The organism is Anoxybacillus flavithermus (assembly GCF_002742685.1).
GTDB lineage: Bacteria > Bacillota > Bacilli > Bacillales > Anoxybacillaceae > Anoxybacillus > Anoxybacillus flavithermus_E.
In genome coordinates this window covers 308,535-326,192 of the sequence record NZ_PEDM01000001.1, presented here as the reverse complement: position 1 = coordinate 326,192, position 17,658 = coordinate 308,535, and the positions used below count along the sequence as shown (strand labels likewise).

At 45.1% G+C, this 17,658-nt stretch carries 13 protein-coding genes and 1 riboswitch; of the genes, 6 read left to right on the top strand and 7 right to left on the bottom strand.

Translation table 11 applies throughout. The features are described 5' to 3' along the window. Nucleotides 1-71: 71 nt before the first annotated feature. The gene (locus CS060_RS01705) at nt 72-1,814 is read right to left on the bottom strand and encodes a B12-binding domain-containing radical SAM protein (RefSeq protein ID WP_035049550.1); all 1,743 of its coding nucleotides are present in this window, start codon (nt 1,812-1,814) and stop codon (nt 72-74) included. 97 nt (nt 1,815-1,911) lie between these two features. After that, nucleotides 1,912-3,693, bottom strand: a complete 1,782-nt coding sequence (locus CS060_RS01700; RefSeq protein ID WP_035049552.1) for an L-lactate permease — start codon at nt 3,691-3,693, stop codon at nt 1,912-1,914. A 172-nt stretch (nt 3,694-3,865) separates the two neighbouring features. Between CS060_RS01700 and CS060_RS01695 the strand changes: the two genes are divergently transcribed. The 6 genes from CS060_RS01695 (at nt 3,866) to CS060_RS01670 (ending at nt 11,635) form a co-directional block, all read left to right on the top strand. Next, nucleotides 3,866-4,612, top strand: a complete 747-nt coding sequence (locus tag CS060_RS01695; protein WP_052025626.1) for a FadR/GntR family transcriptional regulator — start codon at nt 3,866-3,868, stop codon at nt 4,610-4,612. A gap of 106 nt (nt 4,613-4,718) precedes the next feature. Next, nucleotides 4,719-5,435 carry a lactate utilization iron-sulfur protein LutA gene (lutA, locus tag CS060_RS01690; protein ID WP_035049556.1) on the top strand — a complete coding sequence of 239 codons (717 nt, stop codon included), beginning with the start codon at nt 4,719-4,721 and terminating at the stop codon, nt 5,433-5,435. A 14-nt stretch (nt 5,436-5,449) separates the two neighbouring features. Next, nucleotides 5,450-6,868, top strand: coding sequence for a LutB/LldF family L-lactate oxidation iron-sulfur protein (locus CS060_RS01685; RefSeq protein ID WP_099668619.1), 1,419 nt, complete (start codon nt 5,450-5,452; stop codon nt 6,866-6,868). Beyond that, a complete protein-coding gene (locus CS060_RS01680; RefSeq protein ID WP_035049558.1) occupies nt 6,868-7,530 on the top strand; it encodes a LutC/YkgG family protein in 663 nt (220 codons plus the stop codon). The genes CS060_RS01685 and CS060_RS01680 overlap by 1 nt, the downstream gene beginning before the upstream one ends. Before the next feature lie 146 nt (nt 7,531-7,676). Further along, the gene (locus CS060_RS01675) at nt 7,677-9,845 is read left to right on the top strand and encodes a PAS domain-containing sensor histidine kinase (protein ID WP_035049571.1); all 2,169 of its coding nucleotides are present in this window, start codon (nt 7,677-7,679) and stop codon (nt 9,843-9,845) included. 53 nt (nt 9,846-9,898) lie between these two features. Beyond that, a complete protein-coding gene (locus CS060_RS01670) occupies nt 9,899-11,635 on the top strand; it encodes a methyl-accepting chemotaxis protein (protein WP_035049561.1) in 1,737 nt (578 codons plus the stop codon). Nucleotides 11,636-11,641: 6 nt separating this feature from the next. Here CS060_RS01670 and CS060_RS01665 read toward each other — a convergent pair whose 3' ends face one another. From CS060_RS01665 to mtnK, 5 genes are read right to left on the bottom strand one after another with little or no spacing between them, the layout of a single operon-like run. Continuing rightward, nucleotides 11,642-12,574, bottom strand: coding sequence for an ABC transporter permease (locus CS060_RS01665; protein ID WP_231563691.1), 933 nt, complete (start codon nt 12,572-12,574; stop codon nt 11,642-11,644). 23 nt (nt 12,575-12,597) lie between these two features. Beyond that, nucleotides 12,598-14,091 carry a sugar ABC transporter ATP-binding protein gene (locus tag CS060_RS01660; protein ID WP_099668618.1) on the bottom strand — a complete coding sequence of 498 codons (1,494 nt, stop codon included), beginning with the start codon at nt 14,089-14,091 and terminating at the stop codon, nt 12,598-12,600. Beyond that, a complete protein-coding gene (locus tag CS060_RS01655) occupies nt 14,088-15,206 on the bottom strand; it encodes a sugar ABC transporter substrate-binding protein (RefSeq protein WP_035049567.1) in 1,119 nt (372 codons plus the stop codon). The genes CS060_RS01660 and CS060_RS01655 overlap by 4 nt, the downstream gene beginning before the upstream one ends. Continuing rightward, a complete protein-coding gene (gene mtnA, locus CS060_RS01650) occupies nt 15,203-16,237 on the bottom strand; it encodes an S-methyl-5-thioribose-1-phosphate isomerase (protein WP_035049569.1) in 1,035 nt (344 codons plus the stop codon). The genes CS060_RS01655 and mtnA overlap by 4 nt, the downstream gene beginning before the upstream one ends. 10 nt (nt 16,238-16,247) lie before the next feature. Then, entirely contained in the window at nt 16,248-17,417 is a 1,170-nt protein-coding gene (gene mtnK, locus CS060_RS01645; protein ID WP_099668617.1) for an S-methyl-5-thioribose kinase, read from the bottom strand. 72 nt (nt 17,418-17,489) lie between these two features. Beyond that, nucleotides 17,490-17,589, bottom strand: a riboswitch (SAM riboswitch). Nucleotides 17,590-17,658: the final 69 nt, after the last annotated feature.

Sequence of the window (17,658 nt, the reverse complement as noted above, 5' to 3'; positions counted from 1 at the left end):
GTGGGTGGTATCAGAATGTTGACAGGTTCCATCATGAGGAACCTGTCTTTTTTCTCCCACAAACATTTTACTCATACGTGACTGACTTGTTGTTCCATTTCCAAAAAATACGTCTCCGCTTTCATCGTCGTTTGGTCAAAGTAAACGATCATCGCCATGTTGCATCGGCGAATATGTTTCGTTTGTAAATAATGCGGCAAGTCGAACGGGATCATTTCAACGACCGTATGTTTAAATAGCTCTTTTTCCGTTAATGAAAGAAGGTGCGGCTGTTTTGCTAATTGTTCATATACGTACGCGCGTACATGTTTGTCCGTTTTTTCGTCCCACCACGGTTTGCGCGGTTTTTGTTTTTGATTGCGCAAATAGTCGTATTTCATCAACGCCTCAACGATTGGCAAGTCGTCTGTCTTTGTCGTTTGCAAAAACGAATGGAGGCGGCGAAATAAATCTTCAAGTTGATGTCCGATGCGCGCCCAACCTTGTTCGTCCCAATACGTGCCGAACGCTTGGAAAAAGTCAAACGGCGTGTCAAATAGATGGGTGACGATATATTCAATCGTTTCGTCCATGCGATGATCGTTCCAATATTTTTCGAGCACATCTTCGACTTGTTTTAATCGAATGATGTCATCAAACGAAAGCACATGGTTGCGCAAAATTTCATACGGGGCGCGGTCCATAAAGACGTAGCCGTATTCGTTTGCTTTTTGGCGCAGCCCTGTGCCGCGCAACATTTTTAAAAAGCCGAGCTGCAACTCTTCTGGACGGAGCGCAAATACGTCGTTAAACGTTTTGCGAAACGATGTGTAATCTTCTTCCGGAAGCCCGGCAATTAAATCAAGATGTTGCGCGATTTTTCCGCCTTGTTTCACCATCGTGACGGTGCGGGTGAGCTTTTCAAAATTTTGTTTCCGCATGACGAGTTTATTCACTTCATCGTTTGTCGATTGCACGCCAATTTCAAACCGGAATAGCCCTGGCGGTGCATGATCGTTTAAAAATTGAATGACTTCTGGACGCATAATATCAGCCGTAATTTCAAATTGAAAGACGACGCCGGGAACGTGCTCGTCAATTAAAAATTGAAACATATCCATCGCGTAGCTGCGGCTAATATTAAATGTGCGGTCGACAAATTTAATGACTTTTGCGCCGTGTTTCATTAAATAACGTAAATCTTCCTTTATTTTTTCACGGTCAAAATATCGAACGCCAACTTCAATCGACGATAAACAAAATTGACAGCTAAACGGACAGCCGCGGCTCGTCTCGACGTATGTGACACGTTTTGATAAATGCGGGATATCTTCTGGAAAGCGAAACGGTGACGGCATGCTCGCTAAGTTCATTTTATTTCGTTGTGGGTTAATGACCGCTTTGCCGTCTTGATGAAACGCAAGCCCAGCGATGTTTGCGACATCATCGCCATTTTGAAGCGCTGTCAGAAGCTGTTTAAACGTTTCTTCTCCTTCGCCGATGACGATGTAATCAAACTGTGGTACGCGCTCAAGCCAATAAGCGACGTCATATGACACTTCTGGTCCACCGACGACGATTGTGACGGTCGGATGTACTTTTTTCAAGAGCTGAATAACTTCAATCGTCTGTTCGATGTTCCAAATGTAACAGCTAAACCCGACGACATCGGGTTTGCGGCGATATAAATCGGTGACGATGTTTAACACCGAGTCTTTAATTGTATATTCGACAAGCTCCACGTGGAACTCCGGTTGGGCGTACGCTTTTAAATAGCGAATTGCTAAGTTCGTATGAATATATTTTGCATTTAACGTTGTACAGATGATATGCACTGCAAACGACTCCTTTATGTGTAGGTTGCAACGAACAATTATACCATATCCGAAGGGAAGGAAAAAGGTGCCCTTTTTGTGAGGACACCCTTTTGTATTATGCAGATATTTGATTTTCTGCCCGTTTCGTTTTGCCGCGGTTTGATACCATAAACAAAATGAATGCGACGACGACGATGGCATAAAGAATAAACCAAATGTTGAAGCCGCCGACGATGAAGCCCATGCCGAGCATACCAGCAGCTAAAATGTAATACGTCATCGGAATGAGCGCTTTACGAATTAAGCTTCCTTCTTGACCGACGAGACCGACTGTGGCGGAAGCGGCGACGACGTTATGAACGCAAATCATATTTCCAGCTGCCCCACCAACCGCTTGTAGTGCTACGACGACAGCAGCGCCTGAAGCGGATAAACCGATGCTTTCCGCTGTACCGAATTGGAAAAGCGAGAACATCATGTTGCTGAACGTGTTGCTGCCTGCGATAAACGCGCCGAGCGCACCGATGAGCGGCGCAACGATTGGCCATGCGGAACCAGCGATATGTGATACGCCTTCAGCTAAAACGAGCGGCATGCTTGCAAGCTCATCTGTTTTCGTATTAATGAAAATGTTGATCATCGGTACGGCGAAAATGAGTGCCGAACCTGCGCTTAATGCGGTTTTAAACGAATCGCTAAATGCTTTTTTGTAGCTTTTTGCATCCATCCGATGTAACACGTACGTGACGAGCGAAACGATGAAGAAAATTGTACCTGGCAAATAAAGTGGCGTTGATTTAATCGCAATGCCAGAGTTGAATACGTTGTCGATTAAAATCGTGACGCTTTCTCCTGTTAAAAACGCTTTCACTTCAGCGACGGTGCGCGTAATGACAAGCAAAATCGCAACTAAGACGTACGGGAACCAAGCGTTCAAAAGCGAAATGCGCTTTTTCCCTTGCGTGATATTCGTTTGTTCGTTGTTTAAACGACCGATCCATTCTTGTTCCCAATGGCTGCGATGTTCGAAATCAAACGTATCTTTCGGCATAAATAGTCCGGCTTTTGCAGCTGGAACGACGATAATAAGACCGATTAACGAACCGAGCAATGAAGGAAACTCTGGTCCGAGTACGTTCGCGATAATCGCATAAGGAACGGTAAACGCAAAGCCAGCAAGCATCGCAAACTTCCAGACGCGCAATCCTTCGCGGAACGAACGATTTTTGCCGAAAAAGCGCGTAAGCATCCCGACCATAATAAGCGGAATAAACGTTCCGACTAAGGCGTGAATGATGCCGACGTTGGCGGCAATTTGTAATAAATAGTCGGTAAATTCCATATCGCCAATCGCTTTCATGACCGCTTCTTGATTGGCAAGCCCTGTATTGACCCCGACGAGAATAGGCGTTCCGATCGCTCCAAATGATACAGGCGTACTTTGAATAATAAGTGCCACTAATACAGCAGCCATCGCTGGAAAGCCGATCGCAACGAGAAGCGGAGCGGCGATTGCTGCTGGTGTACCGAATCCTGCGGCACCTTCAATAAATGAACCGAACAACCAGGCAATAATGATGGCTTGAATGCGGCGGTCTGGCGAAATGTGAATGAATCCTTGGCGAATCGTCTCGATTGCGCCGCTTTCTTTTACCGTATTTAAAAGCAATACCGCTCCAAATACGATAAACATAATTTCAATGGCTGTTTTTATACCGTTTACGCTTGCGGCGGCAACAACGTTCATTTTCGTCCCCCAAACGAATAGGGCGATTGCCGCAGTGACGACGAGCGCAACAGGCATCGCGCGACTCGCTGGCCATTTCAGTATAACAAGAAATAAGAAAACTGTTAAAATTGGCAATAGTGCGATAAATGATAACATACCGATACTCATATGCATCCCCCTTTGTTCAATATGATGATGTAATTCCTTATCCCCTTATCATAAGGTCATACAATCATCTGATGAGTATATCATAATGTAAGCGCAACCAATTTTCAATATGAATATTTAAAAATTTTTCACAGTTATTTTGTAGAAAAATATGATATGATATTCTATTTGTATGGGGGAGCAAACAAGAAACAATGGGGTGGACAACGTGTACAAACAAATTAAACCGAAAAAAATATATGAAGAAGTAGCGGAAGCGATTTTACATATGATTCAAACGGGGCAGTTAAAGCCCGGCGATAAACTCGATTCCGTTCAACAGCTAGCAGAAAATTTTCAAGTTGGACGGGCGGCCATTCGTGAAGCGCTGACGGCGCTTCGGGCGATGGGGCTCATTGAAATGAAACAAGGGGAAGGCACATACGTGCGCGAGTTTGATCCAGCGATGTTATCGTTTCCGATTTCTGCTGCGGTGCTCATGAATAAAGAAGATGTCGCTCATTTATTAGAAGTAAGAAAGCTGCTTGAAGTTGGTGCCGCAGGCGTTGCAGCGAAACGAAGAACAGACGAAGATTTGCGCGCGATGCAAAGCGCCCTTACGCAAATGCGCGAAGCGATTGGCGATGAAGAGCTTGGCGAAAAAGCGGACTTTTTATTTCATATGGCAATTGCCGCTGCAACAAAAAATCCGTTGTTAGTCAGCTTAATGAACAACGTCTCAGGCATGATGATGGAGACGATGCGCGAGACGCGCCGCATTTGGCTGTTTGCCAAACAAGCGACGACCGAACAGCTGCTTGAAGATCATATTGCTATTTTTGAGGCGATTCGCGAACAAGACGCCGAACTTGCCCAAGAGCGAATGAAAGACCATTTAGGGCATGTTGAAAAAGTGCTTGCTCACTACATATCTTTATAATGGAGGTGCTCCCTCCGCCCTTAATCATCAGATGACCGGTTGACTAATTTGGCAATGAGATGTAAAGTGAAAAAAAGAAAACGTTTTCTTGGAGAGGGGATCGGGAATGAACGTCACATTATTTGTTACATGTTTAGTCGATTTGTTTCACGTCAACGTCGGAAAAGCGACAGTCGAGCTATTAGAGCGGCTTGGCTGTACGATTCATTTTCCCGAAGCGCAAACGTGCTGTGGACAGCCGGCGTACAATAGCGGCTATGTAAAAGAAGCGAAAGAAGCGATGAAACATATGATTCGCACATTTGAACATGCCGAATATATCGTTACGCCATCTGGTTCGTGTGCAACGATGTTTAAAGAATATCCGCACATTTTTAAAGGCGACAGTGAATGGGAAGAGCGGGCGAAACGCGTTGCGGATCGAACGTATGAACTGACGCAATTTATCGTTAATGTGTTAAAGGTAGAAGACGTTGGGGCGCGGTTAGAAGGAAAAGCGACGTATCATACGTCATGTCATATGACGCGCTTACTTGGCGTTAAAGACGCCCCGCTTACGTTATTACAACACGTAAAAGGGCTTGAAGTAGTTCCTTTGCCGAACGCGCACAATTGTTGCGGATTTGGCGGTACGTTTTCCGTCAAAATGGGGCCGATTTCGGAACAAATGGTCGATGAAAAAATACAATGTATCGAACAAGTGGAAGCGGATTATTTAATCGGAGCCGATTGCGGCTGTTTAATGAACATCGGCGGGCGCATCGAGCGAAAGGGAAAACCGATTCGCGTCATGCACATTGCCGAAGTGTTAAATAGCCGATAAAAGGGGGGATTCATATGGCGATGAAAATTAACATGGGAGAATTTCACGAGCGAGTGGAAAAAGGCATTCATAATACGTTTATGCGCGGAGCAGTGGCAGGGGCGCAAGAGAGGCTGCGCACGCGTCGGCTTGAGGCGGCTCAAGAGCTCGGCAACTGGGAAGAGTGGCGTGCGCTCGGAGAAGAAATTCGCCAACATACACTTGAACACTTAGACTATTATTTAATGCAACTGAGCGAAAACGTAAAAAAACGCGGGGGGCACGTCTTTTTTGCGCAGACGGCAGAAGAAGCAAACGACTACATTTGCCGCGTCGTTGCAAGCAAACAAGCAAAAAAAATTGTGAAATCAAAATCGATGGTGACGGAAGAAATTCATATGAACGCTGCGTTAGAGAAGCTCGGCTGCGAAGTCATTGAAACAGACCTTGGCGAATACATTTTGCAAGTTGATGACCACGATCCGCCGTCGCATATCGTCGCACCTGCGCTTCATAAAAATAAAGAGCAAATTCGCGACGTATTTCAAGAAAAGCTTGCGTATACAAAAACAGAAAAGCCAGAAGAGCTTGCGCTTCATGCGCGCCATATGCTTCGCCATGAATATATGACGGCAGACGTCGGCATTACAGGATGCAACTTTGCGGTTGCGGAAACGGGTTCGATCACGTTAGTGACGAACGAAGGAAACGCCGATTTAGTGACCGCGTTGCCGAAAACACAAATTACGGTCATGGGGATGGAGCGCATCGTACCGACGTTTGAAGAAATGGAAGTGCTCGTTAGTTTACTGACAAGAAGTGCAGTCGGACAAAAATTGACGAGCTACATTACGGTATTAACAGGTCCGCGCGAGGAAGGAGAAGTGGACGGACCAGAAGAATTTCACCTCGTCATTGTCGATAACGGACGTTCCGACATATTAGGAACAGAATTTCAACCGGTGTTGCAATGTATTCGTTGCGCCGCTTGCGTTAACGTCTGTCCGGTATATCGCCATATCGGCGGTCATTCGTACGGCTCGATTTATTCGGGACCGATCGGAGCGGTATTGTCACCGCTTCTTGGCGGATATGACGACTATAAAGAATTGCCGTACGCATCAACGTTATGCGCGGCATGTACAGAAGCATGTCCGGTCAAAATCCCGCTTCATGAACTGTTGTTAAAACATCGCCAAACGATTGTCGAACGGGAAGGAAAAGCGCCAATTTCGGAAAAGCTGGCGATGAAAGCGTTCGGATTAGGTGCGGCATCGTCTTTGTTATATAAGCTCGGGTCAAAAATTGCACCGACTGCCGTCCATCCATTTACGACAAACGACCGCATTTCGAAAGGCCCTGGACCGTTAAAAGCGTGGACGGACATTCGTGAATTTCCAGCGCCAGAAAAAGAACGGTTTCGCGATTGGTTCAAACAAAGGGGGGAAGAGTAATGGAAGCTTTTTTACAACGCCTCGCTTCTCGTCTTGGACGTGACATGCCAACATTTGTCGAACGTCCGCAATGGAAACATGCGCCGCAACAGACGGTATTTCGAGGGTATAGTCAAGACGAGTTACTTGATGAATTAAAAAAGCAATGTACCCGCATTCATACGACGCTCGTTGAAACGACAACAGATGGGCTCTATCACACGATCGAACAGGTCATTGACGCACATGGCGGCGGACCGATCGTTGTCGCAAATGATGAGCGATATGAACAAGTCGGTTTATCTTCGTTTTTAAAAAGAGAAGATGTGCACGTCTGGGACGTATCGCTCGGACGAGCAAACATTGAAGCGGCGGAAAAAGCGAACATCGGCATCACATTTAGCGACATGACGTTAGCGGAATCCGGAACGGTCGTATTGCTTAATGATCGCAACCAAGGGCGGACGATTAGCTTTTTACCGAAAACGTACGTGGCGATCATCCCGAAAAGTACAATCGTTCCACGCATGACGCAAGCGGCGCGTATCATTCGAAAGAAGCACGTTCCGTCATGTATTAACTTTATTACAGGTCCGAGCAACTCCGCAGATATTGAAATGAATTTAGTCGTCGGTGTACACGGACCGGTGAAAGCAACATATATCGTCATTACCGATCGTTGAGCAGCAAATGAGCTGCTCTTTTTTAATCCGATCAGATTAGTGAAATTTTCAGAATGTTAAGAAGGAATAAAAAAACAGATGGCGAATATACATAATAAATATGGAGAGGGAGTAGTGGGGAGGGAAAGGGATTGAGTTTGAAAGATATGATGGAGGAATCTGTATTCGTTCAGCTTTCAAAACGAGAGAAAGAAGCGATCGAGGAGCGAATCAGTCGGTATGATTTTATGTTGCAACAAGTGACAGATGCGATGATTATTGTGAAAGATGACGGGGCGTTCGTTGACGTCAACGATGCGGCGTGCCGTTTATTTCGTACGCCAAAAGAACAACTGTTGCGAAAAAAATTTCAAGAATATTTATACCTTGTACCTGAACATATTTTTCAATTTCAAAAGCAAATGTTGCGTAAATTTGGGGCGTACGATGATGAACTCGTCGTCCGTTTAGCTGATGGTGAATTAAAACATGTGCAACTATTTATGCGTCGCCATCAAAAGCAACAATTTGATTTATATATCATCCGTGACATTTCCTCGAAAAAAGCGCTTGAGCGTGAACGAACGATTAACGAAACGTTATTTAAAGATTTGTTTAATCGCGCAGGCGACGGCATCGTTATTTTTGATGGACAAGGTCGCTTCATTGACGCCAATCCTTCCTTTTGTGCAAGCGTCAACGTAAAAAAAGAAGATTTGTTCAAGCTTTCGATGCAAACATTTATTCCGATTGAATATCACGATTTATTTGAGCAACTGTTGCTGACGTTAAAACGAAACGGAACGGTATCAAGCGAGCTTCCGTTTATTTTAGGAGACGGCATGCAAAAATTGTTTGAACTGACGTTAACAGCGAACGTACATAGCGGCTTTTTTATGGCGATTATGCGCAACGTGACAGAAAAACGAAACATGGAAATGAATTTACAACGAAGCGAAGAGCGATTTCGCGCCATTTTTGAACAAGCGCATGAAGCGATTTTAATTTGCGACGATTTCGGAAATATTTTGCGCGCCAATCCTGCCGCGAGCCGAACGTTTGAATTGCCGCTTCACGATCTCGTTCATGCGAATTTAATGCAGTTTATTGATGGAAGACATGAAAAAGTACGCCGCGTGTTACGCTCCTTTTTCCGCGATGGACAAATTCGCGATGAACTGACGTTTCATATGCCAAACGGGGAACAAAAACAGCTTGAATTTACATCGAAAAAGGGCGTCATTAACGGCTACCATTTAACGATTTTTCGCAATGTCAGCGAACGACGCAAAATGGAAAAACAGTTGCGCGAACAAGAACAAAAGTTTCGTAGCGTCTTTAATCATGCGATGGACGGCATTGTGTTAATTGACGACAAACAGCGCATTTTTGATGCCAATCCGATGGCGTGCCGCATTTTCGCCCTTTCAAAACAACAGCTTATCGAAAAAAGTGTGCATACGTTTATCGGAAGTAACGCTTTAAACAAATTCCAAAAGTGGCTGAATAATGGAGAGGAAGAAGAACAATTTACGATTATAGACGGCGAAGGAAAGAAAAAAATCGTGGCATTATCGTTTAAACCGAACATTATTGAACGTGTCGGTCTCATGATGGTGCGCGATATTACCGAGAAAAAAGAAATGGAAGAGCAATTGCGTAAGTCTGATACGCTAAGCGTTGTCGGTCAGCTTGCAGCAGGCATAGCCCACGAAATTCGCAATCCGATGACAGCATTAAAAGGATTTATCCAACTTTTACAAGGAAGCATCGGCAATGATTGCGAACAGTACAATATGTATTTTCACGTCATTATGTCGGAATTAAAGCGCATTGAGTCCATTATTACCGAATTTCTCGTATTAGCGAAACCGCAAGCTGTTCATTATGAACGAGGCGACGTCGCAAAAATTATGCAAGAAACGGTCGATTTATTAAGCGTGCAGGCGATGATGCATAACATTCAAATTGAATCAACATACGAACAAGTCCCGCTCATTTATTGCGAACCGAAACAATTAAAACAAGTATTTATTAACATATTAAAAAATGCGATTGAAGTGATGCCAAACGGCGGGACGATTACCGTTTCCGTTAAGCATGTCGGAGACGATATACGCATCGCCATTCGCGACGAAGGGAGCGGCATTCCGAAAGATAAAATCAAAAAATTAGGAGAGCCGTTTTATACGACGAAAGAGCGCGGAACGGGGCTTGGCTTAATGGTCAGCTATAAAATTATTGAAGAACATCATGGGCGCATTGATGTGGAAAGCGAAGTGGGGACTGGCACAACGTTTTATATTACCTTACCAATAAATAATGACATGCGATAAAGCGATGTAGTACAATAGACTTATATGTCAAGACAGCTAAAGAGGTGAATAGCATGTTATTTAAGCGCCTTCGTCCGTCATTAAACGAATTGCTTGAAAAAGGGACAGACTATTCGTTTCACGGACGATTTGTTGATACGTTATCATACAATCATTTTACAACAGAAGATTTCGCAAAGTTAAAACAAATTGATGAACTCATTGCCTCGCATAAAAAAGAAATGGTTCATCTTTTTTATGAAGGATTAAAACAAGTGCAGCCGGAAGCGGCAAAAACGATTACGGAAGCGCGCATCGAGGCGTATTTGAACGCCTTTTTTACGATGGAGCGAAATCGTGCGTACGTCGATGAATCGCTTCGCTTTTTCCATTTGTTGCGAAAAGAAAAAGTGAACGTCGGGAAACTCATCGTTGCGTTTAACCAGTTCAATTTCTTCGTTTTAACGACGTTGTTAGCGAAAGTAGCGCTTGCGCCGAAACGGTGTTTAACGCTTATGGAAGCGTTGCAGCGGGCGATTAATATCGAACAGCAGCTTCTTGTCGAAGTGTACACAGAAACGATGATGGAACAAATCGCAAGCGGAACGGCAAAACTAATGGAACAAAATGCGGAAATTATGTTTATTAAAGACTTGCTGCAAGCGCTCGATCAACAAAATAGCGACGTGCAAATGGTCACTGCGGCAACGGAAGAAATGACGACGGCGGTGTCAGAAGTGGCGCACGCAGCGACAGTTATCGCTGAAAAAACGACGACGTCTGTTGAACGGGCAGAAAAAGGGCAACAAATGATGACGGAAGCGTTCGGAGAAATTATTGAAACGTCTGAACAATTTACGAATATGGTTGACCGTTTTGAACATTTACAACAACATTTAAGCGCGATTGAAAAAGTGATGCAGCTCGTTAACGGGATTGCAGATCAAACGAATTTGCTAGCGTTAAATGCATCCATTGAAGCAGCACGTGCTGGGGAATACGGAAAAGGGTTTTCGGTCGTCGCGGAAGAAATTCGCAAACTCGCCGACCATACGGTACAATCGCTCGGGGAAGTACAACGAAATGTCGGAGAATTGCGAACGATTTCATCGGAAGTATCGTCAGCCATTTACTCGACGTCATCAACGATTCGTCAAGCGGTCAATCAAGCACAAGAAGCAATGCCCCTCTTAGAAGAAATTGTATCTGCTATGGGAGAAATTCAAGATAGCACAAATACGAACGCCGCTGTGGCTGAGCAACAAGCTGCGGCTGTAGATGAAATCGCGACGCGCATGTCATCGATCGCATCACTTACAGAATTCGTTCGCGAGCTTGGTGAAAAAACAGGAAAAACTGTGCATGCGTTAAGCAAAGCGATTGACGAGTTCCGTTTAAATATGGTGAATGAAAATAGTGTGAAACTATCTGCTAAAGCGTTGTTGCATTTAGCTAAAACAGACCATTTATTATGGAAATGGCGCATTTACAATATGATCGTCGGTTATGAAACTGTGCGACCTGAAGATGTTGCCTCGCACCATCAATGCCGATTAGGCAAATGGTATTTTGATGAACAGACGAAAAAACAACTGCAAGGCACGCCAGCATACGAAAAGTTAGACGCTCCACACGAACGCGTACACATCGCAGCGAAAAAAGCAGCTGAGGCGTACGCCAAAGGCGATATAAAAGGTGCCGAAGCGCAATTAATGGAACTAGAACAAGCGTCGATAGAAGTCATTCATTTCCTTGATGAACTCATCGAAAAAGTCGAAAAAGAACGGACGTTTGAAACCCACCTCGCATAAGGTGGGTTATTTTTTGACCATATGGGACAACGCAAGTGCGAAAATTAATAGTGCGCCTTTGACAATATCTTGCGCGTAATACGGAACGTTCATCATCGTTAACCCGTTTAACAAGACGCCGATAAAAATTGAGCCAAGTAGTGTACCGATCACATTTGGTTTGCCGATGCCAAATACAGAAAAGCCGATAAACGCGGCAGCTACCCCGTCCATTAATAGTGATGCGCCCGCGGATACTTGCCCCGTGCCGATGCGCGAAGCAAGAACAATGCCGCCTAAAGCCGCAAACAATCCGCTAATCATATACGCATATGTGCGGTAGCGGTTGACAGGAATGCCGGTGAGATGAGCGGCTTCACGATTTTCGCCTGTCATATAAAACAAGCGACCGAATTTCGTATACGTTAAAAAAAGGTGAGCACAAACGACGACAAAAAGCATAAGCAACACAGAAAATGGAATGCCAAACAGCTCTCCTTGCCCGATAAATAAAAACGATGGAATAAATTTTCCCGGCGCCACGCCACCTTCGGGAAGCGGCATGTCGTTATAAATCGAAAAACCTTTCGTATATGTGAGCTGTACGCCGTTAATGATGTACATGACCGCTAACGTCGCCAACAAATCAGGCAAACGAAGGCGAATGATAAGAAAGGCGTTCAGCAATCCAACGAGCGCCCCGAGAAGAAGCGGAACGATGAGCGCGACGAACAGCTCTTGGCGATGTAAAACGAGCGCGGAGGCGCTTGCGATTGTCGCTAAACTGACGGTTGAGCCGACCGATAAATCAAATCCATCGACAATTAATGAAAACGTAATGCCGATCGCAACGAGCGTCACAATGGAAATAGAGCGTAAAATGTCGCTAAAATTGGCGTATGTGAAAAACGAATCGAGCGAGAAGCTAAAAAAAGCGATGACGATCACGATGGCGAGCATCGTTCCGTATTTGTGTAAAAACTTCAATTTGTTCCACCCCCTGTCATGTCATAGACGAGCTGTTCGTATGTCGCCTCTTGTGCGTCGATTTGTTTGATTAACTGCCCGTCGACCATAACGTAAATCGTATCGGCAATATGGAGCAGTTCTTGACATTCGCTCGTTAAATAAATGATCGCTTTTCCTTTTTCAGCAAGTGTGCGAATGATCGAAAACACTTCTTCTTTGGCGTGGGCATCAATGCCTTTTGTCGGTTCATCAAAAATCAAGACGTCGCTATTTGTTTGTAACCATTTCCCGATGACGACTTTTTGTTGATTGCCACCGCTTAAATGTTTCACAAGTGCATTCGGCGAAGATGGGCGAATGCGTAAAGAAGAAATGAGACGCGTTGCTAATGCACGTTCCTTTCGTTTTTGAATCCATTGCCATGCGGCGATGTTTGACAATAGACGGACGGTCAAATTTTTTTCGATCGTTTCGTTCATAAAAAGCCCTTGTTTTCGCCGTTCTTCAGGAATCAAACAAACGCCTGCTTCAATGGCATCTTTTGGCGAGTTCCACGTTTGTTTTTTTTCATGCAACAAGCGTTCGCCCGTCGTTTTCACGTGAGCAATCATGCTTTCGGCCAATTCTGTTTTTCCAGCGCCAACGAGACCGGCAATGCCGACAATTTCACCGCGTCGAACAGCAAGGTCTACCGTCGTTTTCGTTTTTGGAATGTATAGTTGTTTCACTTCAAATATCGTTTCTTCACTTTTTTCCCGCGCAAAAGTGTTGCGCGTCTCCGGTTGCCGCCCGACCATATGGCGCACGATTTGTTCCGTCGGAAGCGATACATCACCTTCATATACAACTGTGCCGTCGCGTAAAATCGTCATCCGATCGCAAATGCGTTTTACTTCGTGCAATTTATGTGAAATGTAAATAAATGATACCCCTTGTACTTTCAATTGTTCAATCATTGCGAATAATCGTTTCGTTTCTTCTTCGCTTAACGAGGCGGTTGGCTCATCTAAAATGATGTAGCGAGCGGAAGAAGAAAGGACGCGCGCAAGTAAAATGAGCTGTTTTTCATGGAGCGAGCACGTCTGTACCGGCGTATCAAGCGACACATGCGCCAAACCGACGCGCTCAAGAAGTTGTAACACAAACGCCCGCTTGTTCGTTTTTGAAAACAACATGTTCGGTTGTTCAACAATTTGTTCAGCGAGTACATTTTCATATACGGATAGGGCAGGGAATAACGCCGCATCGACTTCTTGCACGACATGTCCGATGCCGGCTCGTTTCGCATCTTTCGGAGAAGAAAATGTATACAGTTGTCCATCAATTTCAATCGTTCCGCCAGTCGGTTGCAACACGCCAGCTAAAATGTTCATTAACGTGCTTTTTCCAGCTCCATTCATACCTAAAAGGGCGTGAACTTCGCCCGATTGGACATGGAAGTTCACGCCGTTTAATACGGTTATATCGCCAAATGAATGTACCATTTGTTTCATGCGTAAACCGCTCATTGTTTTTTCACCTTTTCTTCGAGCGTTTTCATCCATGGCGAGACAGCAACATTCGATTGCCCCCAGCTCGCAATATAGTTGTGCAACTCATTCATCGTAATCGACGTATTCGGTAAGTCGGAGCGTTTCACTAAATGAGGTTCAAGTGAATAAATGTTTGGCGTTTTTTCCCCGGCAATTTTTTGATACGCAAAGCGCACTTGCACGCGTCCGACTTCTGCTGGGTCGGTTGCTGTCGTTGCGACCCATGGGCTATTTGGTTGTTGAATGAGTTGTAAATCTTCATCGCTTAAGTCGATACCGTACACTTTAATTTCTGTTCGACCTGCTTGTTGAATGGCGCGCGTTGCTCCTTTGGCGAATTCATCCCACGTCGCAAAGACAGCGTCGATGTCGCCTTTATTCGGATATTTTTTCAAAATGGCTTCCATTTGTGTTTGTGTATCTAATGCTGTATTGGCGCTTGCGGTGCCGAATTTGGCAACTTCTTTAATGTTTGGATATCGTTTTTGAAACGCTTCGTAAATGACGTGGCGCCGTTCCATCGGCGTAAAGCCGCCGACCCAAATCGTGACGATTTCGCCTTCACCGTTTAAATCTTCCGCTAACGTTTTTAACGTTTTCCATGCTAAGCTGTAATCGTCTTGGTCAATGACGGTCACACCCGGAATGTTTAAATCATTATCGAACGCGACGACGTGAATGCCTTTTGCTAGCGCTTTTTCCACAGGGGCTTTTAATGCATCCGCCCGTCCATGATCTAATAAAATCGCATCGACGTTTTGGCTAATTGCTGTTTCGACGTACGATGCCATTTTCGTTAAGTCGTTATCGGCGTTATAAATTTGCACGTCGCCTCCGAATTTCGCTACTTGTTCTTTTACACCAGCGATATATTGCGATGAAAATGTACCGATCGACATTTGCATAATCGCCGCAATTTTAATCGGTTTGTTTAATGCGGCTGGAATGTCCGCTTTTGCATCCGTTGTTTCGTTCGTTTGTTTCGTTTCTTCTTTCGGCTGCTCTGTCGGTTTCGAGACGGCGTCTTGTTCGTTCGTGCAACCGACTAACAGCGCGAATAAAAGCACGATGATTGCCCATATGTTTTTCATGCAAAAACCTCCTCAAATAATGTCGGTAATTTCGTTTCGTAGTCGCCAAAGATGATTCCTTTTTCGGTAATAATGCCCGTAATGAGTTCGTGCGGTGTCACGTCAAATGCTGGGTTGTAGACGTTCACATCCGGTGCGATGCGCACGCCGCCGATATGCGTCACTTCTTCTTTAGCGCGTTCTTCAATCGGAATGTCGTCGCCTGTTTTCGTCTGTAAGTCGATCGTTGAGAGCGGGGCGGCGACGTAAAATGGGATGTTGAACGCTTTTGCTAAAATGGCTAGACCGAACGTGCCGATTTTGTTTGCGGTATCGCCGTTTGCGGCGATGCGATCGGCTCCGACGATGACTGCAGAAATATGTTTGGCTTTCATCGTTTGCGCGGCCATGTTGTCGGTAATAAGCGTCACATCAACGCCAGCTTCAGAAAGCTCCCATGCGGTCAGTCTTGCGCCTTGCAACACCGGGCGTGTTTCACAAGCATACGCATGAAGGGTAATCCCCTTTTCTTTCGCTAAATGAAACGGCGCAAGGGCGGTGCCGTAGCGCGCTGTCGCAATTGCGCCCGCATTGCAAATCGTCATAATGCGGTCACCGTCTTGAAACAAAGAAAGGGCATGTTCGCCGATGCGGCGGCATACGTCTTCATCTTCTACTTGAATGCAAATCGCTTCATGAATGAGCGTCGTTTTCGCTTCGTTGACGGATTTTGCTTGCGCGACGCTTTTCATAAGCCGATCAAGCGCCCAAAATAAGTTGACAGCGGTCGGACGCGAGCTAGCTAAATAGTCGCGGTCGCGCTTTAACTCGGCATGAAATTGCGCTAAGTCGTCCGTCTCATACGATTTTGCCGCAAGCGCTAAGCCGTAGGCGGCAGTCATGCCGATTGCCGGCGCCCCGCGCACTTTTAACGTCACGATCGCATCCCATACGTCTTTTATGTTTTTTAATTCTAAATATTCCGTCTTATGAGGCAACGCTTGTTGGTTTAAAATTGTGATATGTGTATCGTGCCATTGTACAGATTTCATTGTCTTCCTCCTAGCTGTTCACATGTACCGTTTGTTGCACAAGTTGTTTGATCGCCTGAATCGGCAATTGTTCACGCTGTACGATCAGCGCACGTCCGAGGCTAAGCGCGTGACGTTTCGCATCAAGTCGGCGCTCAAGCGGCAATTCGTCAATGTCTGCGACATGGGCTAAACCGATCGTTCGGCGAATGACTTCACAACCAGCAAATCCAATCGCTTCAATCCGTGCATCGTGAAGCACGTCTTGAAGCACGCCAGAAATTTGCGCATACGGTTCATCGCTTTCACGCCACAGTTCAGAAAATGTGCGAACAAACACGTCCCACGTTTTTTCGATATGATGAAAGAGCGGTTCGCGGTCACGTTCATCGCGAGCGAGAGTGTTTAACAGCAAATTAGCGAAAAATTGCCCAAGATCAAAGCCGATCGGACCGTAAAAGGCAAATTCTGGGTCGATCACTTTCGTTTCATCATCGCTTGCAAAAATGCTTCCCGTATGTAAATCGCCATGAAGCAACACATCTGCTTTCGTTAAAAAAAGCCGTTTTAATTTTGCTGTTTCTCGCTTTAGCTCATCATCTTGCCAAAGTTGTTCGACATCGGCGCGAAGTTCTGCTTCAAAGTTGTTCGTGTCGTGGTCAAAAAACGGGTCGGTAAAGACGAGATCTTCCGTAATTTTACATAGCTCAGGGTTTGTAAATTGTTGCACGAGCTTCTTTTTTTGTTGTTGGTTCATGCCGAAATCGGACGTGTAAAACGCCGTTTTTGCGACAAATTCGCCAATATGTGTTGAAAGATTTGGGAACGTTTTTCTTTCGATTAGTCCACGGCGTGCAATTTGTAAATGCGACAAATCTTCCATCACCGTAATTGCTAAAACCTCATCGGAATAGTACACTTTTGGCACGTATTGAGGAACGTAGCTAGCGAATGTGCGCAACGCTTGGCTTTCAATTGTCGCCCGTTTTAATGTGAGCGGCCAGCTTTCGCCAACGACTTTCGCGTACGGTAACGCTTGTTTGATAATGATGCTGTCGTTTGTGCGCTCGTTGACGATACGAAAGACGAGATTTAAGTTTCCATCACCAATTTCTTTGCATGAAAGAAGCGCATCTTTTTCAAAAAGCCCTAAACGAACAGCGAGGGCAATCGCTTTTTGTTCTGTTAACGGTTCGTACATACAAATTCCTCCCTTGACATAAATAAAAAACCTCTTTCGCTGAACGAAAGAGGTTTGAAGTTTGCTTCGCACCTCTTATCTCTCAGCCTACTGCTGCAAGAATTAGCACCGTGCGTGATCGCCGGTTGCCGGGCTTCATCGGGCTCGTCCCTCCACCTGCTCTTGATAAGAGTGTTTATTGTTATTTGAATATTTTTAATAGTGAAAACGTTTCGTGAATTCGCTTGATTCGAATCATACA

Bases quoted from the DNA above. Each gene is read 5' to 3' on its own strand.
- CS060_RS01700 (WP_035049552.1), bottom strand. From the start codon at position 3,693: ATGAGTATCGGTATGTTATCATTTATCGCACTATTGCCAATTTTAACA.
- CS060_RS01695 (WP_052025626.1), top strand. From the start codon at position 3,866: ATGGGGGAGCAAACAAGAAACAATGGGGTGGACAACGTGTACAAACAA.
- lutA (WP_035049556.1), top strand. From the start codon at position 4,719: ATGAACGTCACATTATTTGTTACATGTTTAGTCGATTTGTTTCACGTC.
- CS060_RS01685 (WP_099668619.1), top strand. From the start codon at position 5,450: ATGGCGATGAAAATTAACATGGGAGAATTTCACGAGCGAGTGGAAAAA.
- CS060_RS01680 (WP_035049558.1), top strand. From the start codon at position 6,868: ATGGAAGCTTTTTTACAACGCCTCGCTTCTCGTCTTGGACGTGACATG.
- CS060_RS01675 (WP_035049571.1), top strand. From the start codon at position 7,677: ATGATGGAGGAATCTGTATTCGTTCAGCTTTCAAAACGAGAGAAAGAA.
- CS060_RS01670 (WP_035049561.1), top strand. From the start codon at position 9,899: ATGTTATTTAAGCGCCTTCGTCCGTCATTAAACGAATTGCTTGAAAAA.
- CS060_RS01665 (WP_231563691.1), bottom strand. From the start codon at position 12,574: ATGCTCGCCATCGTGATCGTCATCGCTTTTTTTAGCTTCTCGCTCGAT.
- CS060_RS01660 (WP_099668618.1), bottom strand. From the start codon at position 14,091: ATGAGCGGTTTACGCATGAAACAAATGGTACATTCATTTGGCGATATA.
- CS060_RS01655 (WP_035049567.1), bottom strand. From the start codon at position 15,206: ATGAAAAACATATGGGCAATCATCGTGCTTTTATTCGCGCTGTTAGTC.
- mtnA (WP_035049569.1), bottom strand. From the start codon at position 16,237: ATGAAATCTGTACAATGGCACGATACACATATCACAATTTTAAACCAA.
- mtnK (WP_099668617.1), bottom strand. From the start codon at position 17,417: ATGTACGAACCGTTAACAGAACAAAAAGCGATTGCCCTCGCTGTTCGT.